A 25,807-nucleotide genomic window follows, 5' to 3' on the forward strand; every position below is an offset into this window, starting at 1 on the left:
GGCCAGGTCCACTTATTCGCTGAGACCCTGTCTATTTGTCCTGCCGGTTGAACACGCCATCCCAGTCTGTAGAGACGGGCGTCGCCTTGAACTGCAGGCTACGTTCCAAATATAGCCGGCTCGGAATGTCGTTGGGGTACTCAGCCAAAATGGCCAGGAAGGCCTGTTCGGCCGCGTCCCAGTGCCGCAGGCGGAACTCGATCAGCGCGGCGGCGAACTTGGTTTCCAGCGGGTCTTCCTGCGGGGAGGCCGCGCCGCGCAGTTCGTGGATGGCCACCGGAATATCCTTGCCCGCCACACGCACGCGGTCCAGGCGCCGGAAACGGAAGCTGTCGCAGGTCTTGAGGTAAGTCGCGTCGCCGACCACGAAGTCCACGCTGAAATACTTGGCCATGCCTTCCAGACGCGACGCCTGGTTGACGGTATCGCCGATGACCGTGTATTCCATCTTCTGCCCGCGCGAGCCGATGTTGCCGGCCACCACGTCCCCGCTCTGGATGCCGCCGCGGATCACGAAAGGTTCCAGCCCCTGCTGGTGCCAGCGCGCACCCAGCTCGGCCATCACCTGCTTCATGGCCAGGGCACAGGCCACGGCACGCTTGGCGTGGTCGGGCTGGGCCAGCGGCGCGCCCCAGTAGGCCAGGATGCCGTCGCCCATGAACTTGTCAACCGTGCCGTCGTGCGCGTAGATCAGCTGCACCATGGCGGCCAGGTATTCGTTCAGGCGCGCCACCACCACCTGTGGCTTGTGCCGCTCGCTGAAGGCCGTAAAGCCCTTGATGTCGGTGAACATCACGGTCACCTCGCGGGTATCGCCGCCGATGCGCGCTGCGTCCGGGTTCTTCTCGAGCTGGCTGACCAGCTTGTTGGAGAGGTAGCTCGAGAACATGGCGCGCATTTCGCGCGCATTGCGTTCCAGCACCATGTAACGGAAACCGCCCCCCACCAGCAGGGCTACGGCGGCGGCCAGCGGCGGATAGACCATGCTGACCCACTGCCCCTGCAGGAAAAGCCAGTAGCTCAGACCCACATAGGCGGCCCCCAGGAGCAGCACGGTGGGGATGGCGCGCTGCAGTCGCATGCGGGCCGTCAGATAGAAGCTGAGCCCGCCCAGCAGCAGGATCATGACCAGGTCAAACAGGGACTGCAGGCCGGTACGTTGGATGTAACGCTCGCTCAGGATGTTGTCGGCCACAGCGGCGTGCACCTCGACCCCGGGCGCATTGGGATGGAAGGGTGTGACACGCATGTCGTAGACACCCAGTGCGGTGGCGCCCAGGAACAGGGTCTTGCCGCGCAGCGGTGCCAGGTCGATACGGCCGTTGACGATATCGGCAAAGGCGTAACGCGGGTAGTTACCGGGCGCACCGGTGTAGTTGATCCACATCGCCCCGTCACGCCCCACGGGGATGCTGCGCTCGCCCAGCTGCACCCGGAAGGATTCGGCGCTGAACTGCCTCTCGCCCAGGGCCAGCATGGCCGCCATCAGGCCCAGTGAGGGCGTGGCCTTGCCGTCGCTTTCGATCTGCAAGAGATTGCGGCGATTGACACCATCGTCCTCGGGAATCAGGTTGATGTGCCCGATGCCCGCCGCCGCCCGCTCCAGACCGGGCAGGCTGCCGGTGCTGCCGCTGACGCGGAACTGCCGGTCGAACTCGAAGGTCGTGGCCAACACCACATTGCCGGCACGCCGGATGGCCTCGGCCAGGGCCTGGTCGATTTCGGGGGTCTCGACCTCGGGGAAGAAGACATCGAAGAGGATGGCCTTGGGCTTGACCGGCTCCAGGCGTTCCAGCAGCCGCACGTACTGCGTGCGGCTCCAGGGGAAGCGACCAAGTTCGGTAATGCTCTTGTCGTCGATGGTGATGATGGCGATGTCGGGGTGCGGCGGGATGGGGCCGCGCAGGCTCTTGAAGCGCAAGTCGTAGGTGCGTGCCTCGAAACCCTCGATGAAGGCGTTCTGCTTGTAGTACAGCAATGTCACCAACAGCACCGACACGATGGCCAGCAGGATGGATGCCGCGCGCGAACTGCGCCCCTGCAATAGCTGCCCCAGATCCATGCCCTGCTCCTTGTTGATGTGCGTTCTAGTGGTTTCTAGGTTAACAGCTTGCCCGGCACCTGTGTATCAGTTCGGGGTCAGCGCCCGCCGATGCCGGTCCACCCAGTAGGCCCAGAGCACCAGCAGCCACTGCAGCTGGCCAACCCAGGCAATGGCCTCGACGCTGGGCGGCGGGCTGCCCAGCACATTGCCCGCATAGACCACGAACAGGAAAAGCACCAGGCTCACCAGCCCCCAGCGCCCGGCCCCGTCCAGCGCACGCGTGCTGCGGCTGTAGAGCCAGACCCCCAGCATGAACAACGGCACCTCCAGGGCCAGCGTGAGTACCAGGGAAGACCATAGACGCAAGCCCAGCACAGAGCCGCCCCAGGGCCACAGGGGCAGGTCTGGCCGGTGCACCAGCAGGTCCAGCAACCAGTGGCTCAGCACCAGTGCGGCCAGCACCCCGGCGCTGCGGCGGTCACGCTGCAGCAGGAAATGCAGGCCGGCCAGCAGCACGGCCCAACCCAGTACGGCCAGCAGGCTGTGCGACCAGGGGTAGTGCTCGAAGACCAGGGGCGTCACGGCGGTGGCGGCCGGGTCGATGCGCACCCGCTCCAGCCCCATGAGCAGGAAGGTAGGCCAGAGCAGGTCGATGAACTGGGCTGCCAGGAACAGCGTGCCCAGCGACACCTTGGGGCTCAGCGATTTGGCGGCAAAGCCGACAGCGAAATGACCGATGAACACGGTGTCACTCCTTGATCTGGGGTTCGTCGCGCAGAAACACCGGCAGGTCCATCCCCGGCGGGCGGCTGCCGGCCTGGTAGAGCATGTCGGCCACGTAGCCCCGGTGGTAAGTCTTGTGGTTCACGACATGCAGCAGCATGTCGCCCCGTGTCATGGCACCGGTGCCGCCATCGACAAAATGGAAGCTCACCACTTCGGCGTGCGCCGCAGCATCGAGCCCGTCGGCATAGGCGATGTACCACTGGTCCAGTGCCGCCTGGTCCTGCCGCAGCTGGGCCAGCGCGGGCTCGCTGTCGGGTTGACGCGAACTGTGGCCATGCGGCCGCCCCTGCAGATGGGCCTGCCAGATCCGGTCCACCACCCAGGCATGGGCCAGCGTGCCCATCATGCTGTGCGTGCCATGGTTGCGCCGCGCCGTCACGTCGCCCGGCGGCAGCGCGGCCAGTGCCGCGTACAGACGTACATTGGCCCAGGCGTTGTAGCGCGTGAGCATGCGGAGTTGGCGCAAAGCGGCACTGGACATTGCGGTTTTCCCTCTGTGCAGGACAGGATGATCGCGGCACTATAACCGGGAGCACCTGCAGCCCCGGGGCCCTGCGCCCCGCGCTGCTGTATCCAGCACAACGAGAGGAGACCCGTCATGAGCAGCCAGACCGCCACCGACCCGCGCAGCTTCACGAGCTTCGCCGAGTTCTACCCCTTCTACCTGGGCGAGCACAGCAACCGTACCTGCCGCCGCCTGCATTTCCTGGGCAGCAGCCTGAGCCTGGTCTGCTTCGGCATGCTGATCGCCACGGGCAAGCCCCAGTATTTCCTCTACGCCCTGCTCTGCGGCTACGGCCTTGCCTGGCTGGGCCACTTCGGCTTCGAGAAAAACAAACCGGCCAGCTTCAAACGCCCGCTCTACAGTTTCATGGGCGACTGGGTCATGTACAAGGACATCTGGACCGGGAAAATCCCGCTCTGAAACTGCTGAAAGCTATCATTTAGATAGCACGTCGCAGAGATGGAGTTCTTCCAGCCTGCCACTGCGCCACAGGGCGGCGGTGCTGGTTTCGCGTGGCACCAGCAGGGCCTGCAGCATCGGTGCCAGCGGCGTGCGGGCCGGGTCCGCCAACAGGACCAGGCGCGGCAGGCCGCCCTCGCCTTCGTCCATCAGGCGCCCCAGCCAGTCCAGCCCCGCCAGGGTCTCCACCAGCGGCTCCAGTTGCAGCGGGTCGACACGCAGGTGTTCGGCCAGCTGCATCAGGGTGAGGCCCCGCTGCGACCGCTCCAGTTCCTGCAGCATTTCCACCGCCAGCTGGAAACGCCAGCCCGGCACCATGGCCCGCCGCGATACCCCGGCCAGCAGACTGGGCAGGTAGGCAGCAATCACCGCGCCCAGCAGCACGATGGCCCAGGCCACGTAGATCCAGACCAGCAGGATGGGCACGGTGGCGAACGCACCATACACCGCCGAATAGGTGGGCACCAGCTTCAGATAGACAGTCAGCAGCTTTTTCGCCACCTCGATGCCGGCTGCGGCGAACAGACCACCGGTCCAGGCATGGCCCCATTTGACCTGGGTGTGGGGAACGTAGTGGTAGGTGGCCGCCAGGCCACCTGCGACCAGCACGAACTCCAAGGTGTCGAGCAGAAAACGCAGGCCACCGTGCATGCCCCCCACCACGTCGCGCGAGGCCGAGACGATGTAGGACGTGATGGTCAGGCTGACCGCCAGCAACAGTGGCCCCAGGGTGATGGCGGCCCAATAGACCAGCACCCGCTGGCCCAGCGGGCGCGGCCGGCGCACGCGCCAGATGGCGTTGAGCGTGCGGTCGATGGTGAAGACCAGGCTCAGCGCCGTGAAGAACAGCGCGGTCAGGCCGGCCCAGCCCAGGCGGCTGGCCTTGCCGGCGAATTGCGTGAGGTAACCCAGCACCTGGCGCGCAATGTTGTCGGGGATCAGGCTTTCCACCAGCCACTTCTGCAGTACTTCCTGGAATTTGGCGAACATGGGGAAGGCCGTGAACAGGGCCAGCGCCACCGTGATCAACGGCACCAGGGCGATGGTGGTGGTGAAGGTCAGGCTGCTGGCACTCAGACCCAGCCGGTCTTCGCGAAAGCGTTCGCGCAGGGTCAGGGCCGTGGTTTTCCAGGGGAAACGCGAGAGGTCGGCAAGCAACGCTTGCAGGCGAGGGGACAAGCTCATCCCGCTATGATGCCACCTCCATGCAAGCCACCCACACGCCAGCCCCCGCCCCTGTACGACTCAGCCGCAACCTGGCCGTGGCCAGCCTGCTGGCGCTCATCCTGCTGGGACTGGCCTGGGAACTCTGGCTGGCACCGCTGCGCCCCGGCGGTTCCTGGCTGGCGCTCAAGGTCCTGCCCCTGTGCCTGCCGCTGGCCGGCCTGCTGAAGAACCGCATGTACACGTACCGCTGGCTCAGCCTGCTGCTCTGGCTCTACTTCACCGAGGGCGTGGTGCGCGCCACCAGCGAACCCGCCCCCGGTGCCTGGCTGGCCGCGCTGGAAGTGCTGCTGAGCCTGGCCCTGTTCGCTGCCTGTGTGATGCACATCCGCCTGCGCCAGAAGTCGGCCCAGGCCCACCCACTCTCCGAGACCGTGACCCCATGAGCACCCCCACCGAATTGCTAGCCCAGCTGCGCCAGATCGTCGGCGCGCCCAACGTCCTCACCGAGGGCGATCTCAGCGCCTGGGAACTCGACTGGCGCCGCCGTGAGCGCGGCCGCGCCCTGGCCGTGGTGCGCCCCGGCTCCACGGCCGAAGTGGCCGCGGTGGTCAAGGCCTGCGCCGCAGCGCGCGTGGCCATGGTGCCGCAAGGCGGAAACACCGGCATGGTGGTGGGCTCCACGCCCGATGCCAGCGGCACCCAGGTGGTGCTCAGCCTGACCCGCATGAACAAGGTGCGCCAGCTCGACGCCGGCAACCTGAGCATCACGGTGGATGCCGGATGCGTGTTGCAAAACCTGCAGGAAGAATGCGAGAAGGCCGGTTTCCTGTTCCCGCTCAGCCTGGCCTCGGAAGGCAGTTGCACCATCGGTGGCAACCTGGGCACCAACGCCGGCGGCACGCAGGTGGTGCGCTACGGCAACACGCGCGAGCTCTGCCTGGGCCTGGAGGTTGTGACGGCCCAGGGCGAAATCTGGGACGGCCTGTCCGGCCTGCGCAAGGACAACACGGGTTACGACCTGCGCCACCTCTTCATAGGTTCCGAAGGCACCTTGGGCGTGATCACCGGTGCCACCATGAAACTCTATCCCCTGCCCAAGTCACAACTCACGGCCTTTGCCGCCGTGCCGTCGATGGAAGCGGCGGTCCAGCTGCTGGGGCTGGCGCATGAGCACCTCAGTGCAGGCCTGACCGGCTTCGAGGTCATGGGCCAGTTTGCGCTGAGCCTGGTGGTCAAGCATTTCCCGCAGCAACGCGTTCCCTTCTGGCAGGAGTCCCCCTGGTGCGTGGTGCTGGAAAACTCCGACAACGAATCGGAGACCCATGCCCGCGAGCAGTTCGAACGCCTGCTCGAAGCCGCCATGGAGGCCGGCTGCGTAACGGATGCCGTGGTGGCCGAGAGCATGGCCCAGGCGCACGCGCTATGGCACATCCGCGAGAGCATTCCGCTGGCCCAGGCCCAGGAAGGCCTGAACATCAAACACGACATCTCGATCCGCGTCTCGCGCATCCCCGAGTTTGTGCGTGAGACCAATGCCCTGCTGTTGGAAAAATTCCCGGGCGCGCGTCTGGTGACCTACGGCCACCTGGGTGACGGCAACCTGCATTACAACGTGCAGGCGCCTGAAGGCGAGGATCAGGCACGTTTCCTCAACGAGGAAGAGGCCCCCATGAACGCCGTGGTGTACGAGGTGGTGGACCGCTACCAGGGCTCGATCTCCGCCGAGCACGGCATCGGCAGCCTCAAGGTCGACAAGCTGCCGGACCACAAATCGCCTGTGGCGCTGGAGCTGATGCGCAGCATCAAACAGGCGCTGGACCCGCACAATCTGATGAACCCCAACCGCATGATTCGCGGTCGAGGTGATTAGCCAGGCCCGATGACCTACTCTTTTCGCATCCGCCTCAATCGCTCTCCGACAGATACGATTCAAACGGAAGCGAACGAGATTGTTCTCACCGTTGAAGAACAACCGGTTCGACAGCTGAGGCTGCACAACCCCGAATCGGGCGGCACGATCCTCAACTCGGCGCAATTGGCCCTTACTGGCGATGGCTATGACACAGAAGCTGAAGCATTCGCTGCTGGCGAACGATACCAAGACGCCTTGGTTGTCGCCCTAGCTCGCCATCGTGTGGGCGCAGACTTCGGGCTCCGGGCGCCCAAGGGCTTCGTCACCGAGGCTGGTTTGACGATGCTTCAGCAGAAACTTGGCCAACCCGTTCTCAACAGCGTTCATGGCCTCATGACCTTCACCACCGAACCAAGACCGCGGTTCGCTCTCTTCAGCGCCAAGCCTTTGCGAGGCGTCAACCAGGGAATGTTCGAGCAAGCCTTCTCTGCTGCGGTCGCAGCAAGACCCAGACTGACTGATCGCGAGAGGCTGGCTTACTCCCTCTTCAACGCTTCGTTCTTTCGAGAGTCTGCCGATAGTCGCTTCTTGCTGCTCATGATGGCAGTTGAAGCGTTGCTTGAGCCAGTTCCACGGTCTGATGCGGAGCGGACGCACGTCGAATGGCTTATCAAAAGCACGCGAGATGCGGCACTTCCCGCAGAAGCTCGCAACTCAATGGTCGGGGCACTTCGGTGGCTACTGAATGAATCAATTTCCCAAGCGGGCCGACGGCTTAGCGCGGATCGCCTCGGCAGCAGAAACTACTTGAACATGCCTGCCGGCAAGTTCTTCTCCTACAGCTATGGCCTTAGAAGCTCTCTTGTTCATGGCAGCACGCCTTATCCAACCTTCGATACGGTTTCAGCAGCTGTTGGGCAGCTAGAAGTCTTTGTCTCTGACCTGCTCACCATTCCACTGCTCGGCGCTCCGAGTTCAGCCTAGGCTGCAGGGCTCCCTTCGCGCCCTCGACTCCCACACGACAAGGGCACGCGATAGCGTGCCCTTGTCTTTTGTACCCTCGGTTTTCGGTATCCCCCGCCCTTGTGTCTGTGCCGAGAAGCGCAGCGGCAGGCGGATCAAGAGACGCGCATGTTTGAGGCGTTAGCCGAGTTTGCGCGGCTCCCGCCTGACGCGAGCATCGCAGGTTGCCCGGGCGCAGCCGGGGTCACAGACACCAGGGTCGCCTTTCTTTCGGTTACCTTGCTTTGGCGAAGCAAAGAAAGGTGACTCGCCCGCCGGGGCGAGACCCGGCTTGCCACGTCAACCAGCTCGTAACCCGTCGCCAGATATCACTCGAGCTTGACGTCGGCGTCCTTGACCAGCTTCACCCAGAACTTCTCGTCCTTGGCCAGGAAGGCTGCGAAATCGGCGGGAGACTTGGACACCGACACATCGGTACCTTCACGCGCCAGCGCGGCTTTCACGGTCGGCACCTGCATGGCTGTCTGCGTGGCCGCGAACAGCTTCTGCACGATGGCCGGTGGCGTACCGGCCGGCACGAAGAAGCCGTACCAGAAATCGATGGCGTAGTCCGGCAAGCCGGCCTCCTTCATGCCCGGCAGATCGGGGAACAGGGCCGTGCGTTCCAGCGTGCTGACCGCAATCCCACGCAGACGGCCGGCCTGGATCATGGGCAGCACCGAGGGCGGGGTGCCGAAGGTCAGCTGTGTATCACCCGCGATGACCGACTGGATGGCCGGAGCACCACCGCGAAACGGGATGTGCTGCATCTTCACATCAGCCACCTGGCTGAAGTGGGCCGCGCCCAGGTGCGGCGCCGAACCATTGCCGGAAGTGGCGTAGTTCAAGGTGCCGGGAGCGGCCTTGGCCTTGGCGATCAGTTCCTTGACCGAGGTGATGCCGGTTGCCGGGTTGGCCGCGATCACCAGGGGCGAGGCCGTGAGCTTGGTGACGGGCAACAGGTCGCTGGGCTTGTAGCCCAGCTTGGTGTTCAGCGCCGGGTTGACCGAGATGCTGCTCGGACTGGCGATCAGCAGGGTGTAACCATCGGGTGCGGACTTGGCCACGGCCTCGGCCGCGATGCTGGAGCCGGCGCCCGCCTTGTTCTCGATCACGATGGGTTGGCCCATGGCGCGGCTCATGGACTCGCCAATCGCGCGCGCCACAAAATCGGCGGCGCCGCCCGGTGCAAAACCTACCACGAGCTTGATAGGTTTGTACGGGTAGGCCGGTGCCTGGGCCAGCGCGACCTGAGAACAGGCTCCCAGAACCAGGGCAGCCAGCAGCTTGCGTTTGTCCATGTCGTGTCTCCTCGTTATGAATGGTTGGTGAACGTCGTGACGGAATGCAGCTTCAGGGCAGGCCGGCCAGAATGATCTTGCCCATGTGCTGGCCGGCCTCCATGACGTTCTTGGCCTCGGCCAGTTGCTCAAAAGGCAGCACACGGTCCACCAGTGGCACGATGCGACCATCGGCCAGCATAGGCAGGATCTGGGCCGTGAAGGGCGGCAGGCCCTCGGCCTTCATGTCGGCGTTGCGCAGCTTGTTGGACACACCGAAAAGCGTGAGGCGCTTGGCATGCAGGGCATCCAGATCGATCTCGGCGTGCAGCGAGCCATCGACGTACCCCACCACGGCCAGGCGCCCCTGGAAGGCCAGGCAGCGCACACTCTCGGCGAACATGGTCCCGCCCACGGCGTTGACCACCAGGTTCACACCCTTGCCCCCCGTGGCCTGCATGACGGCGTCATGGAAATCGGGGGCGCGCGTGCAGATACCGAGGTCCAGACCCAGGGTCTTGAGATGGTCCAGCTTGGCTTGCGAGCCCGAGGTGCCGATCACCTTCGCGCCCAGGGCCTTGGCCATGGTCAGCGCCGTCACGCCCAGACCCGAGGACACACCCGGGATCAGCAGCCACTGGCCGGCCTGCAAACGACCTTGCAATACCAGCATGTCGTGCACCACCAGGGAAGACAGGGGCACGGCCGCGGCCTGCTCCCAGCTCAGCTTCGCGGGCTTGGGCATGGCCTCGCGGGCGTCCATGAGAACGTGTTCGGCAAAGCCGCCGCCGCAGCGGCCCATGACAGCGTCACCCGGCTTCAGCTCGCTGACGCCGGCACCACAGGCCACCACCTCGCCCGCAGCCTCCATGCCCGCGGCCTTGGCGCTGCCCTCGGCCTGCAGACTGTGGCCGATGATGAATTCACCACGGTTCAAGCCGGCGGCGCGCACACGTACCAGCACCTGGCCCGGGCCGGGATCCGGACGGGGAATATCGCGCAGCTCGACGGCGATCTTGCCGCCCGTGATCTTGGCCCAATACGACTTCATCTTGTCTCCTCGCGTTTTGCTCACTTGCCGCGGAACACGGGCTTGCGTTTTTCCATGAAGGCCTTGCGGCCCTCGGCGTAATCCTCGCTCTGGAAGCAGCCCAGGATGAGCTGCTTGCACTTGTCGAAGTCGATCTCGGGCGAGGGCTTGAGGATCTCGGCCACGATGGCCTTGCCCGCTCGCACAGTCAGCGGCGCGTTGGCGGCCAGAGCTTCGCGGTATTCGGCGAGTAGCGCCTCGAGCTGATCGGGCGCGGCCACGCGCGTGATCAGGCCCACCTCTTTGGCCTCGGGGGCACCGATGCGGCGCGCGGTGAAGAACAGATCCTTGGCCACGCCCGGGCCCACGAGGTCCACGAGGTTCTTCATGGCCGAATAGCGGTAACCCAGGCCCAGGCGCGCGGCCGGGATGGAAAACACCGCGTCGCTGGCGGCGATGCGCATGTCGCAGCTCATGGCGACGTTCACGCCGCCGCCGATGCAGTAGCCGCGGATGCAGGCCAGCGTGGGCTTGCTGAAGTTGTAGATGCCCATGAGGGCCTGCTCGGCCATGGCCTCGTAGCGGGCCACGGCCTCGCGTGCGGCGCGCATGTCCTCGAACTGCGAGATGTCGGCGCCCGAGACAAAGGCCTTCTCTCCCGCGCCTGAGAAAACGACCAGGCGCACGCGTTCATCGATTTCGGCCTGGGCCAGCAACACGGGCACGGCTTCCCACATGTCCACCGACAGCGCGTTGTGGCGCTCGGGATTGTTGAAACGGATGTGCAGCGTGCTGCCGTCCGCGTCCATCCAGCTCTGCACCCGCTCGGTGGGGGACTGGTACGTGATCTCTGCCATCTCAATAAACTCCTTGTGCCTTCAGGCGTGTCATGTCATCTTCACCCAGACCGATCTCGCGCAGGATCTCGGCGCTGTGTTCACCGCGCTTGGGCGCGGCCCGTGCAATGGTGCTCGGGGTACGTTCCAGCTGCATGGGCTGGCCCACCAGGCGCTGCTTGCCATGGTGCGCCGAGACCACCTCCTTGACCATGCCCAGGTGCTGGACCTGCTCTTCCTCGAATACTTCCTTGACGTCGTTGATCAGGCCGCAGGCCACGCCGCCCTCGTTGAAACGCTGGACCCAGTAGGCACGGTCCTGCGCGGCCAGGCGGCGGTTGATATCGGCGTTGAGCGTGTCGCGGTTGACCGAGCGGCCCATCTTGTCGTGGTAGCGCGAGTCCGTCACCCACTCGGGCGCACCCAGGATGTCGCAAAAACGCTCCCAGATCTTGGAACCGAAGACAGCGATGTTCATCCAGCCGTCGCGCGCCTTGTAGACGCCCGTCGGGATGCTGGTCGGGTGGTAGTTGCCAGCCTGCGTGGGCACTTCGCCGTCGATGAGCACACGCGAGGTCTGGAAATCCATCATGTAGACCATGGACTCGAGCAGCGAGGTGTGCACGAACTGGCCCTTGCCCGAGGCCTCGCGCTCCAGCAGCGCGACCAGGATACCCTGGGCCGCGAAGATGCCCGCACAGAGGTCGGCGATCGGGATGCCCACGCGCATGGGGCCGTCGCCCGGCTTGCCCGTGACCGACATCAAGCCGCTCATGCCTTGGGCGATCTGGTCAAAACCCGGGCGCTGGGCCAGGGGGCCCGTCTGGCCGAAACCCGAGATGCTGGCGTAGACCAGACGCGGGTGATCCTTGGCCAGCGTCTCGTAGTCGATACCCAGGCGGAACTTCACATCGGGACGGAAGTTCTCGACCACCACGTCGGCGGTAGCGATCAGGCGCTTGAGCACGGCAATGCCTTCCGCCTCTTTCAGGTTGAGCGTGATCGAGCGCTTGTTGCGGTGGGTGTACTGGTAGTCCGAGCCGTCCTGACCGCCCAGGGTGTCGTCGCCGCGCATGTGCTCGGGCATCTGGACCTGGATCACGTCAGCGCCCCAGTCGGCGAGCTGACGGCAGCAGGTCGGGCCGGCGCGCACCTGGGTCAGGTCGATCACGCGAAAACGCGCCAGGGCGGAGGAAGCAGGGGTATGGGGCATGGTGGACAGATGTCAGCAAGTCAAACTGGGAGGCAGTGTCCTGCTTCAAGCCAAAAGTGTCAACACTTTTTAATAAATAGATGACACTTTTAATGGTTTTCCCCAATCCTCCACCGGCCACGGGTGCTACCATCCCAGCACCTTCGACGCCCATTGCCTCACCTCCCCCATGGAATCCGCCAAAGAAAAAACCGAGCAGGGGCTCTCACCCGCCATCGCGGAAGAACTCAAGCGCCTCATCTACAGCGGGGAAATCCAGCCCGGCGACCGCCTGAACGAGGCCGCCCTGGCCCTGCGGATGGGCACGAGCCGCGGCCCCATCCGCGAAGCCATCCGCATGCTGGCCGGCCTGGGCCTGGTCACGGCCGTGCCCAACCGCGGCGTTTTCGTGCGCCAGATCTCGGTGCGGGAGATGCTGGAGATCTATGAGCTGCGCGCCCTGGTCTTCGGATTCGCCGCCGAACGCGCCAGCGAGCACGTGGACGACAGCCACCGCACTGAGCTGGAGCAACTGCTCGACCGCATGGACACGGCCTGTGAAGCCGGCGACGGCACGCTCTATTACGAGCTCAACCTGCGCTTCCACACCGTGATCCTGGAGCTCTGCGGCAACCAGCGCGCGCACCAGGCCTACGACGACTACATCAAGGAACTGCACCTGTTCCGGCGCAGCTACTTCAACGCCCCGGGTAATATGCGTCGTTCCAACACCGAGCACCGCGCCATCTTCGAGGCCATCGCCAAAGGCGACGCCAAACGCGCCCGCACCCTGGCCGAACGCCACGTGCTTTCGGGCCGCGACCGGCTGCTGGCACGACTGGAACAGCCGGCCTGAGCTGGTCCGCCCTGCTGTCGCCGGTGCGCCGGGTCGAGCCCAGACTTGTAGGAAAATCGGGGCCATGACCACCCGCCCCGTCCGCTCCCAGTACGAAGACTTCATGCGCCACGTGTACACCACGGGCGTTCCCAAGACCGACCGCACAGGCACCGGCACACGCAGCGTGTTCGGCCACCAGATGCGGTTCGACCTCAAGGAAGGTTTTCCGCTGGTCACGACCAAAAAGGTCCACCTGCGCTCCATCATCCAGGAACTGCTGTGGTTCCTCACGGGCTCGAGCAACAACAACTGGCTCAAGGAACGCGGCGTGAGTATCTGGGACGAGTGGGCCCGCCCCGACGGCGACCTGGGCCCGGTCTACGGCGTGCAATGGCGCAGCTGGCCCACGCCCGACGGTGGCCACATCGACCAGATCGCCGAGGTCGTCAAGACACTCAAGAGCAACCCCGACTCGCGCCGCATCATCGTGAGCGCCTGGAACGTGGCCGAACTCAGCAAGATGGCGCTCATGCCCTGCCATGCCTTCTTCCAGTTCTACGTGGCCGAGGGCAGGCTCAGCTGCCAGCTCTACCAGCGCAGTGCCGACATCTTCCTGGGCGTGCCCTTCAACATCGCCAGCTACGCCCTGCTCACGCACATGCTGGCACAGCAATGCGATCTGGATGTGGGCGACTTCATCTGGACCGGCGGCGACTGCCATATCTTTCTGGAACCTAAAAAAAGGCCAACCTATCATTGATACTGGCTTTCGCCCAGAATTGTGAACTGGCACATTTCCAAAATGTGCCATCACAGAGCCCCGCACCTCCACCCACGACACATTGCAACACGCGATCACATCGCTTAGCCTCGGTGTGCCGGCGTAGTGATAGACCATGGACAGGGGAAAAAGTCTTAAAAAACAAAGGCTTGAAGAAATATCGGTTTGTCCATGGGAGGCTCGATTTTCCGCATATTTCTGAAGATTGCTGTCCATACCATTGGATAGACGCGTTAGTTATGGATGCATCCCCGCGGCACTCTGGGTATCCAACTTTGTGGAGGCGTTTTCGCCAATTCTGCCCGAGACGCTGCAATCATTTCAAGCGCTGGGTTGGGTGCTATGTCCGAGGTCGATTCAGAGTCCTCGACAGCTCATGAGCCCGGCCTAGAGTAAGTGATGAAGGTCGGCCTGGCACTTGGCTAAGACTTCGCGGGATGACGCGTTGCACGTTTGTAGCGTTTCGCTATGCCAGCGACAAGCACCTCAACATCGACTTCAAGTGCTTTTGCAAGGCGAAAGAGGGCCGCAGTAGACGGCTGAGTGCTTGCAACCTCCAGTCTCGCTATGAATGACCGGTGAACGCTAGCCCTATGCGCCAGTTCCTCTTGGCTGATCTTCAGGTGGCCACGGCGCGATTTTATTTCGGCTGAAATCGCGGCAATGACCAAAGCGTCTGGGAGTTCGCGCATCCCTAAGACTTTGCTTTGGTTGACTCATTTATGCACCCGCATTTATGGTACAAAATGAACTGCGCCTCCTGCTCCTTTGAAAACAGGAGAGCGGCTTACCTATTCAATATTTGTAGGGAATGGACATGGAACTACGTGCTCTTCGACCAAGCAGAGGGTCAAATGTTGTCGATTTGAAGTCCCGATTTGCCAACAAGGAATGGATGGCCCTGCTGCCACCGGCGCTCCCTGACTCTCTCCTGCTACTCCTCGCGAACGATTTTCGAGTCGTAGAAGTAATTGGCTCGCTAGATGTGGACGAGCCAGAACCGAAACCGGAACCGAAACATACCGAGTCTCTAGCTGTAGCCCTGTACGTTGTGTTGAGCCTGCTTCACAGGCTTCCAAATCGCCAGCAAACAGAAAACGAACTGAGCATTCCAGAGAATGGCGTCTTTCATGCAATCAAGCTCTACCAGTTAGGTCTTGAGCGGGAAATTGTGAGTCGAATCACAGGACTAGCTGCAGAATTTCCTGCCGAAAGACTTGCCACTGAGCTATTGGCATGTCTTGATAAGGATGTATAGCGCTATTTGGGTTGTTAGCGATGCGGAGTATTGAGCTTGAGAGCAGCCGCTTTGAAATCGAGCGGGAAGTGCCTAGAGAACGAACCTTCGGGCTGCGACCGCACTGACCTTGATGTCGACAGTGCTAAGTCGTAGCACTCTATTAAATGACTAAAGTCTTCCTCATCTCCATTCCACCGCAAGCCAACTTGTTCAAATGATCTATGAGCAACAATGAAACAAGAGGAGTTCCAGAGGACTTTCCCCGTGGCGTCACCGCTGCGACGATTCCAGGAACGCAATCCAAAGTTCTCGCCCGCAAGATCGATGGGCGCTTTGTCGTTGGACTGACGGAGGAGGAACTCTACGAACGCTGGGATTACTGCGAAGACTTAGCGCAACAGCTGGCAGCACGGACGTTACGCAAGCAGGCGGCCGGCCTCGTATCCGATCTTGACTCCTTCTACAGGGAGACAGAGCGCAGAGTCCGAGGCCAAGGATGGAGTCTCAATGAGGCTGAGGTGCAATGGCTGATGAAGCGCACACGGTTGCTGGCTGATGGGCCTCAATAGACCGACGTCGCAAACTCACACTGGAGCGCCTAGTCAAGATTTCCGCGCAGCATGCCTACTCAAAATGTGATCGCTCTTTACCGTTAAGCCGACCAAGGTCTTAAAGTAGTTGCCAAGAAGAAATGACCACCATCAGAATTGCTGAGTTTGACCAAGATCGCTCCAATGTCCTGCGCCGGATATGGTTCGTGGGTGACGTTCACGGTGAGTTTAGGTACCTCGCTCAGACACTGCTGCAAGCTCAACTGAGGCCGCAATGGATCGTTTTTGCTGGTGACATCGACATCGACCACAAGCCTTTCCGGGAGATCCTGGAGCCGTTGCGTCGATTCGATCCCGATCTGGGGATCGCATTCATTCACGGAAATCATGATGCAGGCAGCCACGAGCACTGGGAGATGCTGCACGACGCCGGTGAAGCCGTGGCGTTGCACGGTCAGGTTGTGAATCTCTCAGGGGTCATGGTCGCTGGGCTGGGTGGTCACTTCATCCAGGATGTCTGGATGCCGCCGGGCGCGCCAACTTATGCCTCTAAGCAGGCAGCCATGAGCCGAGGAACGTTTCAATACCGTGGCGACCACCGACCTTCACCCGAGTACGACGCGGCCATCTACCCGGACGACCTGGATAACCTCGCGAGAAGACGGGCGGATGTCCTCGTAACGCACGAGGCCCCAAGCTGCCACCCTCGCGGCTTTCAGGTGCTGGATGGACTGGCACGTAGCCTGAACGTGGTCAGGAGCTTTCACGGACACCACCATGATGATCAGACAGCCGAATATGCCACGCATCGGAGTCGCCTGGGGTTCGATGCTGTCGGCCTTCGCTATTGTCAGATCAAGAATGGTCTGGGTGAGGAGGTCTTCGAGGGAGTACAAGGATGGTGAGCTTCCTTTCCGAAGCCGAGTGAAACTGCTTTGGAACTTCCTTGAGACGACAGAGCCATCTCACTACTTATGGCCTGGTTGTCCCGCAGAAGAGAGGCGGAAGGAAGCGATTCCTGGCATCGTTTCTCAGATGATTTTCTTTACCAAGGAATGCAATTCGCTGGAAGACCAACGAAACCAGATGATTCATTCCGTCTGGGGGCCCGTGGACGAGGAAAACGGCGTGGCTGCAAAGAGATTCAAACTCAGAGTCCAAGACAAGAAGGTGAAGATTGCGCATGAAGAAGTTCCGCGCCAGAAAATTCTCGAACTAGCTGGGCGCATGCAAACCATTCGAAATGGCATACAGAACTGCACGACATTGCTTTCGGACTTCCTGTACGAGAAGCGTGCAAGCAGGTCCGGCCCCCGGCTTCCATGAAATGTGCCCGGACAAGCCGGGCGACATCTCTCATTCTTCGTCACGTCGATGAACCAGCTGGTACAGCACAGGCAGGACTAATAGCGTTAGGGCCGTCGAGGACAGGATGCCACCGATAACGACTGTTGCTAAGGGTCGTTGAACCTCGGCCCCTGTCCCAGTGGCTAGTGCCATGGGCACAAATCCAAGCGACGCAACCAACGCCGTCATGAGCACCGGACGCAACCGTGTTAATGCTCCTTCATGCACTGCGTCATCGAGTTTTGTGCCATTCTCGCGCAGGCTGCGGATGAAGGACAGCATCACCAAGCCGTTGAGAACGGCCACACCAGAGAGGGCAATAAAACCGACGGCAGCCGAGATCGACAGAGGGATGTCGCGTAGCCAGAGAGCAACGATGCCACCAGTCAAGGCAAACGGGATGCCAGTAAAGACCAGAAGGCCGTCTTTGGCATTGCCGAACATCATGAACAACAAAATGAACACCAGCAGCAGCGAGACCGGGACGACCACCTTGAGACGTTGAGTAGCCGACTGCAGGTTCTCGAACTGGCCACCCCACTTCATCCAGTAACCACTGGGAAGTTGGATCTGCTTCTGAATGATCTCTTCGGCTTCACCCACAAAGGAACCGATATCGCGATCGCGCACATTCGCGCTCACCACGACTCGGCGCTTACCGTCCTCACGGCTTATCTGGTTGGGACCTGGAGCCAGCGACAGGTCGGCAACTTCGCTCAAGGGGATGAACTTCTGAGAAAACTCTGCGCTTTTAGGCAAAGCAATCGGAAGGCGTTTGATGGCCTCTTCGTCCGATCGCAGGTAGTCGGGCAGACGCACCAGGATGTCGAAGCGGCGGTCGCCTTCAAACAGCAGGCCGGCATCACGCCCCCCAATGGCAGTTGCTAGGGTGTCCTGGACGTCCTGGACATTCAGGCCATAGCGTGCAGTCTTTTGGCGATCGATGTTCACGGTCAGCATCGGCAGACCGGAAGTCTGCTCCACATTGACCTCGGCTGCCCCCTGGATGCTTTGAAGCAGCGCGGCGATGCGTTGAGCCGTCCCGTTGAGGACATCCATATCGTCCCCAAACACCTTCACTGCCACGTCGGCGCGCACACCTGAGATCAACTCATTGAAGCGAAGTTGGATCGGCTGGGAAAACTCGTAGTTCTGCCCCGGCATCTTGGCTGCCTCGGCTTTAATGGCTGCAACAACCTCCGAATGACTCTTGCGCGGCTCGGGCCATTGGTCCATGGGCTTGAGCATCACATAGGCGTCCGAGATGTTCGGCGGCATCGGATCCGCAGCGATCTCAGCTGTGCCGGTTCTCGCGAAGACACGCTCAATTTCCGGGAACTTCGATTTGAGTGCAATTTCCAGTTGCTGCTGCATTGCAACCGACTGAGTCAGACTGGTTCCCGGAATCCTCAACGCCTGCACGGCAAAGTCGCCCTCATTGAGACTGGGAATGAATTCACTACCCAGACGGGTGGCCAATAGGCCGGAGAGGATGACTGTGATCGCCGCAAAGGTCAGAACAACCGGCTTGGCGCCCATGACCCGGTTCAGCAGGGGCTCGTAGACACCACTGGCCCAACTCATGAGGCGGTTTTCCTTTTCCGCCACCTTATCGCCGATGAACAGGGCCACCGCCGCTGGCACAAAGGTCACGGACAGAATCATGGCGCCGATCAGTGCCGCCACGACCGTGAACGCCATTGGATGGAACATCTTGCCTTCGACACCGGTCAGCGCAAAGATGGGCAGGTAGACGATCATGATGATCAGCTGGCCGAACAGCAGCGGGCGCCGAGCCTCCTGGGATGCCCCGAACACCTCTTTGAATCGCTCTTCCCGGGTAAGTTGGCGGCCCGCAGTTGCCTGGGCATGCGCTAGGCGACGGATACAGTTCTCCACGATCACAACCGCTCCGTCGATGATGATGCCGAAGTCCAGTGCCCCCAGGCTCATCAGATTGGCGCTCACTTTTTGCTGCGCCATTCCCGTAAAGGTGAACAGCATCGAGAGAGGGATGACCATGGCCGTGAGAAGGGCGGCTCTGATATTTCCCAGGAATAAGAACAGGACAGCGATTACCAGCACCGCGCCTTCGAGGAGATTTTTCTTGACTGTGTTGATGGCCTTATCGACTAGAACGGTTCGGTTGTAGGCTGTGATGGCTTGAACACCGGATGGAAGGCTACGATTGATTTCGGCCATCTTCTTGTCGACGGCATCTGAGACCGTCCGGCTGTTCTCGCCGATGAGCATGAATACGGTACCCAGCACGACTTCACGACCGTTGCTCGTTGCGGCCCCGGTCCGGAGTTCACGCCCGATCTCTACGGTCGCGATGTCGCGTATGCGCACGGGGACACCACGTTCATTGCGCAGAACCACATTCCTGATGTCTTCCATCGTGCGTACCTGAGCCGGTGCCCTGATCAGGTACTGCTCGCCACGGCGCTCAATGTAACCAGCACCTACGTTGGCGTTGTTGCGCTCCAAGGCATTGACCAGATCCCCGAGCGTCAAGCCATAGGCCAATAGCTTGGAGGGGTCCGGAGCGACTTGATACTCTTTGGAATAGCCACCAATGGTGTTGATCTCAGTCACACCCGAAACGGTTCTGAGTTGTGGCTTGATGATCCAGTCCTGGATCTCACGCAAATCAGTGGGGGTGTAGGGGTTACCGTCGGGCTTCTTCGCGCCTTCCTTCGCCTCCACGGTCCAGTGATATATCTCCCCCAGACCTGTCGAAATCGGACCAAGCGCAGGTGTCACCCCCTGCGGTAGGTTGTCGCGAGCGCTTTGTATCCGCTCGTTGACAAGTTGTCGAGCGAAATAGACATCCGTCTTGTCATTGAAAACGACTGTGACCTGAGAGAGCCCGTAACGCGACAAGGACCGTGTCTGTTGTAGGCCGGGCAATCCAGCCATGACTGTCTCGATCGGGTAGGTAACCCGCTGCTCGGTTTCGAGTGGCGAATAGCCCGGAGCCTGTGTGTTGATCTGCACCTGGACGTTGGTGATGTCTGGCACAGCGTCGATGGGAAGACGTTGGTAGCTGAAGACACCGAGGGCTGCCATGCCCAGGACAGCCAGCAATGTGAGCCAGCGATTCTCGATCGAGAATCGAATAATGCGTTCAAACATGTTGACTCTTTCCGCTTAGTCTGTGTGGCTGACCGAAGCTTTACCAGCCTCGGCCTTGATGACGAAGCTGCCGGAGCTTGCGTAGCGAGCGCCGGATGCCAGGCCCTTGACGATCTCCACACGTTTGCCATCACTGCGGCCGACTTGCACCGGCTGCGCAACAAAGCCGCTTGATGTACGCAAAAACACGACCGTCTTGTTTTCGATGGTCTGGATGGCATCGCTGGCAACGGTTACGGGCAGCGTTGCTTCGCTGGATGTGATCTCGACGTTGACGAACAGTCCTGGCCGCCAGGTCGCCTGCGGGTTTTTGACCGTGACACGGGCTTGTGCCGTACGGGTCTGCTCACCAATCAAAGAGCCCACATAGGCCACGATGCCCGTGGCAGTCTGTTCAAAGGAGGTGGCGCGGATCGTGACTTTTTCGCCAACTCGAACAAGTGGGAGGTCCTTTGCTGGAACGTTGATTTGCGCCCAGACGGTACGGAGATCCGCAATGGTAAAGACACTCGCATCCTCGCGAACCTGCTCACCCAAAGCGATGTGCTTTTCAACGATAGTGCCGTCGAAAGGGGCCCGAAGCTCGAACCGGTTTAGTGTGCCGCTGCTGCTGGCATCTGCGCCTACGGCCTGCAGCTTTTGTCGGACATTGGCCACAGCAATTTCAGTCTCGTGCAGCGCCTGTTCAGCTTGAAGAACGTCTTGCTGCGGGGAGATCCTTTCTTCCCACAGCTTTTTCTCGCGCTCATAGGTTGTGCGGGCCAGTTTCTGCCGCATCTGTGCAGCCTGAAGTTCGGCCCGTTGCTCGGAGATGGCCGGGCTGCTGATCACGGCCAGCAATTGCCCTTTTCGGACCTGCTGGCCTAGGGCGACAGGAACGCCCTCGACCACGCCAGCTACACGCGGAACCACGTGGGCCGTGCGATCTTCATTGAAACCAATTTCGCCTGGGAGTTGAAGCGTGGAGCGAATCGTGGCCGGTCCAGTCGTGTCCAGCGCGACGCCCGCCGTCTTGACCTGGGCATCCGTCATCGCGATCAACCCTTCCTTCTGGTTGAACTGGAAGATGAGCGCCTCTTTGCCTATCTGAATCGCAATAGCCGCCTCGAAAACGTGCGGTTCCTCAATAACCTGGGTGCTGATCAACGTGTCCTTGTCGACAGTGAAAGCGATTTTCTGAGTTACGCCGCCGGGGCGAATCAATTCGGCCGTGGTCTGTGCGGCGTTGACACCGATGGGGCGCTCTTTCTGGAACAACCACAGGCGCAGTCGTGGCTCCCCTCCTTGCGCGGAGAGCAACACCTCCGTCTCGAAACCGCCTGCGCTCAGCAACTGGCCGCCGTGAGGACCCTTGGCAGATTCCTCCTGGTGCTCACCACTGCGATGCTCCTTGGTTTCGTCGTGCTCGTGAGCTTCCTGGACTTCGGACCTAGTCGATCCGGAGTTCATGATGGCCACGCCACCGATGGTGCCTAACGTGATCAGAACCGCGATCGCAATCAGTTGCTTTCTACCCAGGGTTGCGCCGGTGCGCGAGATCAGATTTGTCTTGATATTCATGTTCAAACTCACGGTTGGTTGCCCGCATCAAGGCGGTCGTTCGTTGATCCAAGTCGGCGTTCAAGTTCGGCCGATGCGCGATGCGCCTGGCCAAGAGCATTCAGGTATTGCGTGCGCGCAAGTAGCCATGTGCGTTGCGCATCCAGCACGTCCAGGAAGCCAAACTTTCCGAGTTCAAAGCCGCGGCTTGCCGCTTCGTAGGCACTTTGGGCGCCAGGGAGTACTTCTTGCTGCAAGGATTGCACTTCGCTGCTTCTAGCCTGCAGTTGATCGACGGCCTGAAAGACCTCGGAGCGCAGACGCAATTCCTCGGATTGCGCCTGGACTTGGGCTGCGTCCAATCGACGTAGAGCCTGAAGCTGCGCACCCTGGTTGCGGTCGAAAACCGGGATCGGAATCGTCAAACCGATTACCGGTTGGTCACGTCCCAATTCCTGAGAACGGATGGCACCGACACTGACGGTGACGTCCGGTATCCGCCGGGCTCGTTCGAGCTCATACGCCGCCTGTGCACGGCGCACTTCGCCCTGCGCGCGCCTCAGCACAGGAGACTGCGCAATCCGTTCGAGAATGGCCTCATTGCTTTGTGGTACAGGCAATGTTTCCGGACGGCCATCGAGTTGCCCCAGGTTTCCTGCCGAAATCCCCATGACCAAAGCCAAAGTGCGCAAGGCTGCCAGTCGGTCAGTCTGCGCTTGACGCAGCTCAATGCGTACATTTGCTTCTAACACGCGGGCACGGGTCTCTTCTGTCGGGGAGACTTTGCCGGCCAGCACCCGTCGGGCTGCGGCCGCCGTACCGCTGGCAACGATCTTCAGCGACTCCTCTGCGACCTTGACGCGCTCTTGCGCGATCAGAGCCTCAAAGAAGACCTGCGTTGTGACCGCCCGCAGTTCTGCGCGGCGCATGGCGAGTTCGGCCGTGGCGACTTCCTTTCCACTGTTGGCCAGCTCAACACGTGCGGACCGTTTGCCCCCCAGTTCAAAGGGTTGGCTCAGCTGGAGCGTGGTTTGGCGGGTGTCCCGGCCTGTGTCCTGTTGCTCTACGCCCAGGGACGGGTTGAGAAAATTGCCAGCTTGCCGTACGGCGCCTTTGCTGGCCTCGACCTCAAGCACTGCAATTTGCAGTTGCGGGTTTTTGTCGAAAGCCGTTTGCAGCGCCTGATTCAGCGTCAGCAAGGAACTGGAAGTTCCCGGGGCCAGAGTGACAACAACATTAGGTGTGCTTTGAGGCGGCGACGTGGCCTGCCCTAAAGCGAGAGAGGGGATCAGTACCGCGCATAACAGCGGCACGTAAATTCTGCGCATCGAATTCTCCAGAGTTGCAAAAACAGCCGGGAGGATTCGACGAGAGCAGCAGTGATCAGGTCAGAGAAAGAGGAAAAGAAGCCTGCTAAAGCGCACTCGCCGAATCAGGCGAGACGCCAATTGGGCCGCTCAGGCAAGGCAGGCGGAGCAGAGGTAAGAGGTTCCAAGTCCCCGTTATGCATGCCGGTTGCCGTGTGGAGCTTCGGCACGAGGGGAGAAGCCTGGAAAGCCATGGGACAGCTTGCGGCATGGCAGATCGAGCAATCAATGTCAAATACGCCCGAGGTCTTACCGCCGTTGTCGCTCTTAACCTTTGCGTTCGACTGGTGCTGATGGTCGTGATGACCGAAATGCCGAGCTGCGGCGCCGGTTTCGTGCTGGCAATAGCCGCTCACCGCTACCCAACTGAGTTGCAGCGGGAGCAGGGTTAACAGAAGAACGGCGAGCCAGCGGCGCATGAGTTGGATTCTAATGGGATGGGTTCACGCTTTGTGCAAACCCTTGGAGATGAATGGGAAAGAATCGATGATTCCGCCTCGCGGGCCTGGTACTGGTTTTCATGGTGCTTTGTTCAAACCTTGGTTTTGAGCAAACGCAGGCCGTTGAACACCACGATCAGGCTCGCGCCCATGTCGGCAAACACGGCCATCCACATGGTGGCACTGCCCAGGATGGACAGCACCAGGAAGGCCGACTTGATGCCCAAGGCCAGCACGATGTTCTGCCAGAGCACAGCCCGAGTGCGGCGTGACAGCTGAATAAGCTCGGGTATGCGGCGCAAGTCGTCGTTCATGATGACCACATCGGCCGCTTCCATGGCCGTGTCAGTGCCTGCTGCGCCCATGGCGATGCCAATGTCGGAGCGGGCCAAGGCCGGGGCGTCGTTGATGCCGTCGCCCGTCATTGCAACAGCACCGTAGCGTGCCTTTAGTTCTTCGACGGCCGTCAACTTGTCTTCGGGCAGCAGATTGCCGCGAGCGTCGTCGATGCCGGCCTGCCGTGCGATGGTCTGCGCGGTTGCCGGGTTGTCACCTGTCAGCATGACCGAACGTACCCCCAGGGCATGAAGCTTAGCCAAGGCTTCACGCGAGCTCTCCTTGATGGTGTCGGCTACGGCAAAAAGGGCCAGCACTTGACTGTCCATGGCCAACAGCGTCACCGTGCGACCTTGGGCCTCGTGTTCGGCCAACCGTGCCTCAAGGGCCGGACTGCACAGGCCACGCTCCTCGAGCAGGCGATGATTGCCCAGAATCAGCGTCTGGCCATCGATGCGGGCCTGGACGCCTCGACCGGGCAAGGCCGTGAACTGTTCCAGTAGCCCATTGCCAGCTTCCAGTCCCTGGGCAATGGCTTTGGACACCGGGTGATCCGATTCACCGGCCAGGCAACCCGCCCATCGCAGTACCTGCTCTTGCGGGATTGAAGAGGGCAAGACCTCGGTTGCCACTAGCTTGGGCTTGCCCTCGGTGATGGTCCCGGTCTTGTCTAACGCGATCACCTTGATCTTGTGGGCGCCTTCCAGGTAGACCCCGCCCTTGATGAGGATGCCGCGGCGCGCTGCCGAGGCCAGACCACTGACCACCGTGACAGGCGTGGCTATCACCAAGGCACAGGGACAGGCGATGACCAGCAGGACCAGGGCCTTGTACAGGGCCGCCATCCAGCTCAAGCCCATGAGCCAGGGCGTCAGCAGCGCCACAGTCACACCGAGTGCGAAGACCGCAGGGGTATAGATAGCGGCAAATTTGTCCACGAACTGCTGGGTCGGCGCGCGGCTGCCCTGGGCCTGTTCCACGGCCTGGATGATGCGGGCCAGGGTGGTGTTGCTGGCAGCGGCGGTCACGCGCACTTCGAGCGTGCCGGTGCCGTTGATGGTGCCGGCAAAGACCGGATCACCCGCGGCCGTGTCCACCGGCATGCTCTCGCCCGTCACCGGTGCCTGGTCGATCGCACTGTTGCCAGACACCACCACGCCGTCGAGCGGAATGCGCGCTCCGGGCTTGACCCGAACGATGGTTTCCAACGCCACGTCGGCCGCAGCAAGCTCTTTCCATGCGCCATCGGGCTGGCGGACTTCGGCCGTGTCAGGCGTCAGGTCCAGCAGGCTCTTGATGGCATTGCGTGCCCGGTCCACCGCCCGCGCCTCGACGAGCTCAGCAATGGCGTAGAGCGCCATCACCATGGCCGCCTCCGGCCATTGGCCGATCAGGAAGGCGCCGGTAACCGCCACCGCCATCAGGGCGCTGATGTTCAGCCGGCCGTTTCGCAGCGCGGTGAAGCCCTTGCGGTAGGTGGAGAAACCCGCCAGCCAGATGGCCGCCGCTGCCAGGGCCATGCCGGCGCCCTTGTAAAGGGCCGTCTCGGGTGCGAAGAAGTCCAGCAACTCGGCCGCGATGGCCAGCAGCAACGAGGCTCCCAGGTGCCACAAGCCTTCGGCCATGGGAGCGTGGTCATCATCCTGTTCATGTGCCGCTATGGGCTGGGGATCAAATCCGGCTTGGCGGATGGCGTCCAGGGCGCGTGGCAGGACGTCGGCGGGCGCATCGATGCGCAGGGTGCGCGCCGACAGCTGGAAGTCCAGGCCGCGCACACCGGTGATTTCTGCCAACGCATGCCGGATCTCGCTTTCTTCGGCCGCGCAATCCATGGACGGGATGCGGAACACAGCACCTGCTGCGCCGGGTGGCCCGGCCTCGACACGGGCGGGCGCGACGCTGCATGCGCTGTCGCAAGTGCCATGGGGATCGCTGTCCTGTTCCAAGCTGTTCTGTCGCTGCATTTCCACTCCTTGTTGGACTCCATTGGAAACCCTGTAGCGGCTACAGAGTCAAGCCCTGGAGATGCAGAGGGCCAAACCAGGCACGGAAATATGGATTCGCAACATGCTTGGGC

24 protein-coding genes are annotated in these 25,807 nt (G+C 61.7%); 10 read left to right on the top strand and 14 right to left on the bottom strand.

Annotated features, from left to right (window positions below; translation table 11 throughout):
• Positions 1-31: 31 nt before the first annotated feature.
• From AC07NT_RS09775 to AC07NT_RS09785, 3 genes are all read right to left on the bottom strand, one after another.
• Entirely contained in the window at positions 32-2,062 is a 2,031-nt protein-coding gene (locus AC07NT_RS09775; protein ID WP_498596649.1) for a CHASE2 domain-containing protein, read from the bottom strand.
• 66 nt (positions 2,063-2,128) lie between these two features.
• Positions 2,129-2,788, bottom strand: coding sequence for a metal-dependent hydrolase (locus AC07NT_RS09780; protein WP_498596648.1), 660 nt, complete (start codon positions 2,786-2,788; stop codon positions 2,129-2,131).
• Between the two features lie 4 nt (positions 2,789-2,792).
• Positions 2,793-3,311, bottom strand: coding sequence for a DinB family protein (locus tag AC07NT_RS09785; protein ID WP_498596647.1), 519 nt, complete (start codon positions 3,309-3,311; stop codon positions 2,793-2,795).
• 117 nt (positions 3,312-3,428) lie between these two features.
• Between AC07NT_RS09785 and AC07NT_RS09790 the strand changes: the two genes are divergently transcribed.
• The gene (locus AC07NT_RS09790) at positions 3,429-3,755 is read left to right on the top strand and encodes an Mpo1-like protein (protein ID WP_498596646.1); all 327 of its coding nucleotides are present in this window, start codon (positions 3,429-3,431) and stop codon (positions 3,753-3,755) included.
• A gap of 15 nt (positions 3,756-3,770) precedes the next feature.
• Here the strand turns inward: AC07NT_RS09790 and AC07NT_RS09795 are convergent, their stop codons facing one another.
• The gene (locus tag AC07NT_RS09795) at positions 3,771-4,979 is read right to left on the bottom strand and encodes a YihY family inner membrane protein (RefSeq protein WP_498596645.1); all 1,209 of its coding nucleotides are present in this window, start codon (positions 4,977-4,979) and stop codon (positions 3,771-3,773) included.
• A 20-nt stretch (positions 4,980-4,999) separates the two neighbouring features.
• Between AC07NT_RS09795 and AC07NT_RS09800 the strand changes: the two genes are divergently transcribed.
• Genes AC07NT_RS09800 through AC07NT_RS09810 form a run of 3 tightly spaced genes read left to right on the top strand, consistent with a single transcriptional unit; the run spans position 5,000 to position 7,797 of the window.
• Positions 5,000-5,404 (top strand): DUF2069 domain-containing protein, encoded by a 405-nt coding sequence (locus AC07NT_RS09800; protein WP_498596644.1) that lies wholly within the window; start codon positions 5,000-5,002, stop codon positions 5,402-5,404.
• Positions 5,401-6,831, top strand: coding sequence for an FAD-binding oxidoreductase (locus AC07NT_RS09805; RefSeq protein ID WP_498596643.1), 1,431 nt, complete (start codon positions 5,401-5,403; stop codon positions 6,829-6,831). Before AC07NT_RS09800 ends, AC07NT_RS09805 begins: the two co-directional genes overlap by 4 nt.
• Positions 6,832-6,840: 9 nt before the next feature.
• Complete coding sequence (locus AC07NT_RS09810; RefSeq protein WP_498596642.1) at positions 6,841-7,797, top strand: hypothetical protein; 957 nt, start codon at positions 6,841-6,843, stop codon at positions 7,795-7,797.
• 347 nt (positions 7,798-8,144) lie between these two features.
• Here AC07NT_RS09810 and AC07NT_RS09815 read toward each other — a convergent pair whose 3' ends face one another.
• Genes AC07NT_RS09815 through AC07NT_RS09830 form a run of 4 tightly spaced genes read right to left on the bottom strand, consistent with a single transcriptional unit; the run spans position 8,145 to position 12,174 of the window.
• Positions 8,145-9,116: a Bug family tripartite tricarboxylate transporter substrate binding protein gene (locus AC07NT_RS09815; RefSeq protein ID WP_498596641.1), complete on the bottom strand. Its 972-nt coding sequence runs from the start codon at positions 9,114-9,116 to the stop codon at positions 8,145-8,147.
• Between the two features lie 52 nt (positions 9,117-9,168).
• The gene (locus AC07NT_RS09820) at positions 9,169-10,146 is read right to left on the bottom strand and encodes a zinc-binding dehydrogenase (RefSeq protein WP_498596640.1); all 978 of its coding nucleotides are present in this window, start codon (positions 10,144-10,146) and stop codon (positions 9,169-9,171) included.
• Positions 10,147-10,166: 20 nt separating this feature from the next.
• Positions 10,167-10,982 (bottom strand): enoyl-CoA hydratase, encoded by an 816-nt coding sequence (locus AC07NT_RS09825; protein WP_498596639.1) that lies wholly within the window; start codon positions 10,980-10,982, stop codon positions 10,167-10,169.
• Between the two features lies 1 nt (position 10,983).
• Positions 10,984-12,174 (bottom strand): CaiB/BaiF CoA transferase family protein, encoded by a 1,191-nt coding sequence (locus AC07NT_RS09830; protein WP_498596638.1) that lies wholly within the window; start codon positions 12,172-12,174, stop codon positions 10,984-10,986.
• A 169-nt stretch (positions 12,175-12,343) separates the two neighbouring features.
• Here AC07NT_RS09830 and AC07NT_RS09835 point away from each other — a divergent pair, with 169 nt between their 5' ends.
• Both AC07NT_RS09835 and AC07NT_RS09840 read left to right on the top strand, forming a co-directional pair.
• Positions 12,344-13,009, top strand: a complete 666-nt coding sequence (locus AC07NT_RS09835; RefSeq protein ID WP_498596637.1) for a GntR family transcriptional regulator — start codon at positions 12,344-12,346, stop codon at positions 13,007-13,009.
• Positions 13,010-13,073: 64 nt separating this feature from the next.
• A complete protein-coding gene (locus tag AC07NT_RS09840) occupies positions 13,074-13,751 on the top strand; it encodes a thymidylate synthase (RefSeq protein WP_498596636.1) in 678 nt (225 codons plus the stop codon).
• Between the two features lie 443 nt (positions 13,752-14,194).
• Here AC07NT_RS09840 and AC07NT_RS09845 read toward each other — a convergent pair whose 3' ends face one another.
• Positions 14,195-14,464: a helix-turn-helix domain-containing protein gene (locus AC07NT_RS09845; RefSeq protein WP_498596635.1), complete on the bottom strand. Its 270-nt coding sequence runs from the start codon at positions 14,462-14,464 to the stop codon at positions 14,195-14,197.
• A gap of 125 nt (positions 14,465-14,589) precedes the next feature.
• On the opposite strand from AC07NT_RS09845, the gene AC07NT_RS09850 reads away from it, so the two are divergent.
• The 4 genes from AC07NT_RS09850 to AC07NT_RS09865 all read left to right on the top strand — a co-directional run bounded on the left by AC07NT_RS09850 (position 14,590) and on the right by AC07NT_RS09865 (position 16,889).
• Entirely contained in the window at positions 14,590-15,030 is a 441-nt protein-coding gene (locus AC07NT_RS09850; protein ID WP_498596634.1) for a hypothetical protein, read from the top strand.
• Positions 15,031-15,233: 203 nt separating this feature from the next.
• Positions 15,234-15,581, top strand: coding sequence for a hypothetical protein (locus tag AC07NT_RS09855; protein ID WP_498596633.1), 348 nt, complete (start codon positions 15,234-15,236; stop codon positions 15,579-15,581).
• Positions 15,582-15,703: 122 nt separating this feature from the next.
• Positions 15,704-16,468, top strand: coding sequence for a metallophosphoesterase family protein (locus tag AC07NT_RS09860; RefSeq protein WP_498596632.1), 765 nt, complete (start codon positions 15,704-15,706; stop codon positions 16,466-16,468).
• 19 nt (positions 16,469-16,487) lie between these two features.
• The gene (locus AC07NT_RS09865; protein ID WP_498596631.1) at positions 16,488-16,889 is read left to right on the top strand and encodes a hypothetical protein; all 402 of its coding nucleotides are present in this window, start codon (positions 16,488-16,490) and stop codon (positions 16,887-16,889) included.
• Between the two features lie 30 nt (positions 16,890-16,919).
• Here AC07NT_RS09865 and AC07NT_RS09870 read toward each other — a convergent pair whose 3' ends face one another.
• The 5 genes from AC07NT_RS09870 to AC07NT_RS09890 all read right to left on the bottom strand — a co-directional run bounded on the left by AC07NT_RS09870 (position 16,920) and on the right by AC07NT_RS09890 (position 25,694).
• On the bottom strand, positions 16,920-20,048 hold the full coding sequence (locus AC07NT_RS09870; protein WP_498596630.1) for a CusA/CzcA family heavy metal efflux RND transporter: 3,129 nt from the start codon (positions 20,046-20,048) through the stop codon (positions 16,920-16,922).
• 15 nt (positions 20,049-20,063) lie between these two features.
• Positions 20,064-21,608 (bottom strand): efflux RND transporter periplasmic adaptor subunit, encoded by a 1,545-nt coding sequence (locus AC07NT_RS09875; RefSeq protein WP_498596629.1) that lies wholly within the window; start codon positions 21,606-21,608, stop codon positions 20,064-20,066.
• An 8-nt stretch (positions 21,609-21,616) separates the two neighbouring features.
• Complete coding sequence (locus AC07NT_RS09880) at positions 21,617-22,915, bottom strand: TolC family protein (protein ID WP_498596628.1); 1,299 nt, start codon at positions 22,913-22,915, stop codon at positions 21,617-21,619.
• A 104-nt stretch (positions 22,916-23,019) separates the two neighbouring features.
• Positions 23,020-23,373 carry a cation efflux protein, CzcI family gene (gene czcI / locus AC07NT_RS09885; protein WP_498596627.1) on the bottom strand — a complete coding sequence of 118 codons (354 nt, stop codon included), beginning with the start codon at positions 23,371-23,373 and terminating at the stop codon, positions 23,020-23,022.
• A gap of 113 nt (positions 23,374-23,486) precedes the next feature.
• Complete coding sequence (locus AC07NT_RS09890; protein WP_498596626.1) at positions 23,487-25,694, bottom strand: heavy metal translocating P-type ATPase; 2,208 nt, start codon at positions 25,692-25,694, stop codon at positions 23,487-23,489.
• Between the last annotated feature and the right edge of the window lie 113 nt (positions 25,695-25,807).

The organism is Hylemonella sp. GW821-FHT10B10 (assembly GCF_059415585.1).

Bases quoted from the DNA above. Each gene is read 5' to 3' on its own strand.
- AC07NT_RS09850 (WP_498596634.1), top strand. From the start codon at position 14,590: ATGGAACTACGTGCTCTTCGACCAAGCAGAGGGTCAAATGTTGTCGAT.
- AC07NT_RS09815 (WP_498596641.1), bottom strand. From the start codon at position 9,116: ATGGACAAACGCAAGCTGCTGGCTGCCCTGGTTCTGGGAGCCTGTTCT.
- AC07NT_RS09845 (WP_498596635.1), bottom strand. From the start codon at position 14,464: ATGCGCGAACTCCCAGACGCTTTGGTCATTGCCGCGATTTCAGCCGAA.
- AC07NT_RS09795 (WP_498596645.1), bottom strand. From the start codon at position 4,979: ATGAGCTTGTCCCCTCGCCTGCAAGCGTTGCTTGCCGACCTCTCGCGT.
- AC07NT_RS09790 (WP_498596646.1), top strand. From the start codon at position 3,429: ATGAGCAGCCAGACCGCCACCGACCCGCGCAGCTTCACGAGCTTCGCC.
- AC07NT_RS09875 (WP_498596629.1), bottom strand. From the start codon at position 21,608: ATGAATATCAAGACAAATCTGATCTCGCGCACCGGCGCAACCCTGGGT.
- AC07NT_RS09855 (WP_498596633.1), top strand. From the start codon at position 15,234: ATGAGCAACAATGAAACAAGAGGAGTTCCAGAGGACTTTCCCCGTGGC.
- AC07NT_RS09890 (WP_498596626.1), bottom strand. From the start codon at position 25,694: ATGCAGCGACAGAACAGCTTGGAACAGGACAGCGATCCCCATGGCACT.
- AC07NT_RS09835 (WP_498596637.1), top strand. From the start codon at position 12,344: ATGGAATCCGCCAAAGAAAAAACCGAGCAGGGGCTCTCACCCGCCATC.
- AC07NT_RS09820 (WP_498596640.1), bottom strand. From the start codon at position 10,146: ATGAAGTCGTATTGGGCCAAGATCACGGGCGGCAAGATCGCCGTCGAG.
- AC07NT_RS09810 (WP_498596642.1), top strand. From the start codon at position 6,841: ATGACCTACTCTTTTCGCATCCGCCTCAATCGCTCTCCGACAGATACG.
- AC07NT_RS09860 (WP_498596632.1), top strand. From the start codon at position 15,704: ATGACCACCATCAGAATTGCTGAGTTTGACCAAGATCGCTCCAATGTC.
- AC07NT_RS09785 (WP_498596647.1), bottom strand. From the start codon at position 3,311: ATGTCCAGTGCCGCTTTGCGCCAACTCCGCATGCTCACGCGCTACAAC.
- AC07NT_RS09840 (WP_498596636.1), top strand. From the start codon at position 13,074: ATGACCACCCGCCCCGTCCGCTCCCAGTACGAAGACTTCATGCGCCAC.
- AC07NT_RS09880 (WP_498596628.1), bottom strand. From the start codon at position 22,915: ATGCGCAGAATTTACGTGCCGCTGTTATGCGCGGTACTGATCCCCTCT.
- AC07NT_RS09870 (WP_498596630.1), bottom strand. From the start codon at position 20,048: ATGTTTGAACGCATTATTCGATTCTCGATCGAGAATCGCTGGCTCACA.
- AC07NT_RS09825 (WP_498596639.1), bottom strand. From the start codon at position 10,982: ATGGCAGAGATCACGTACCAGTCCCCCACCGAGCGGGTGCAGAGCTGG.
- AC07NT_RS09830 (WP_498596638.1), bottom strand. From the start codon at position 12,174: ATGCCCCATACCCCTGCTTCCTCCGCCCTGGCGCGTTTTCGCGTGATC.
- AC07NT_RS09805 (WP_498596643.1), top strand. From the start codon at position 5,401: ATGAGCACCCCCACCGAATTGCTAGCCCAGCTGCGCCAGATCGTCGGC.
- AC07NT_RS09800 (WP_498596644.1), top strand. From the start codon at position 5,000: ATGCAAGCCACCCACACGCCAGCCCCCGCCCCTGTACGACTCAGCCGC.
- AC07NT_RS09775 (WP_498596649.1), bottom strand. From the start codon at position 2,062: ATGGATCTGGGGCAGCTATTGCAGGGGCGCAGTTCGCGCGCGGCATCC.
- czcI (WP_498596627.1), bottom strand. From the start codon at position 23,373: ATGCGCCGCTGGCTCGCCGTTCTTCTGTTAACCCTGCTCCCGCTGCAA.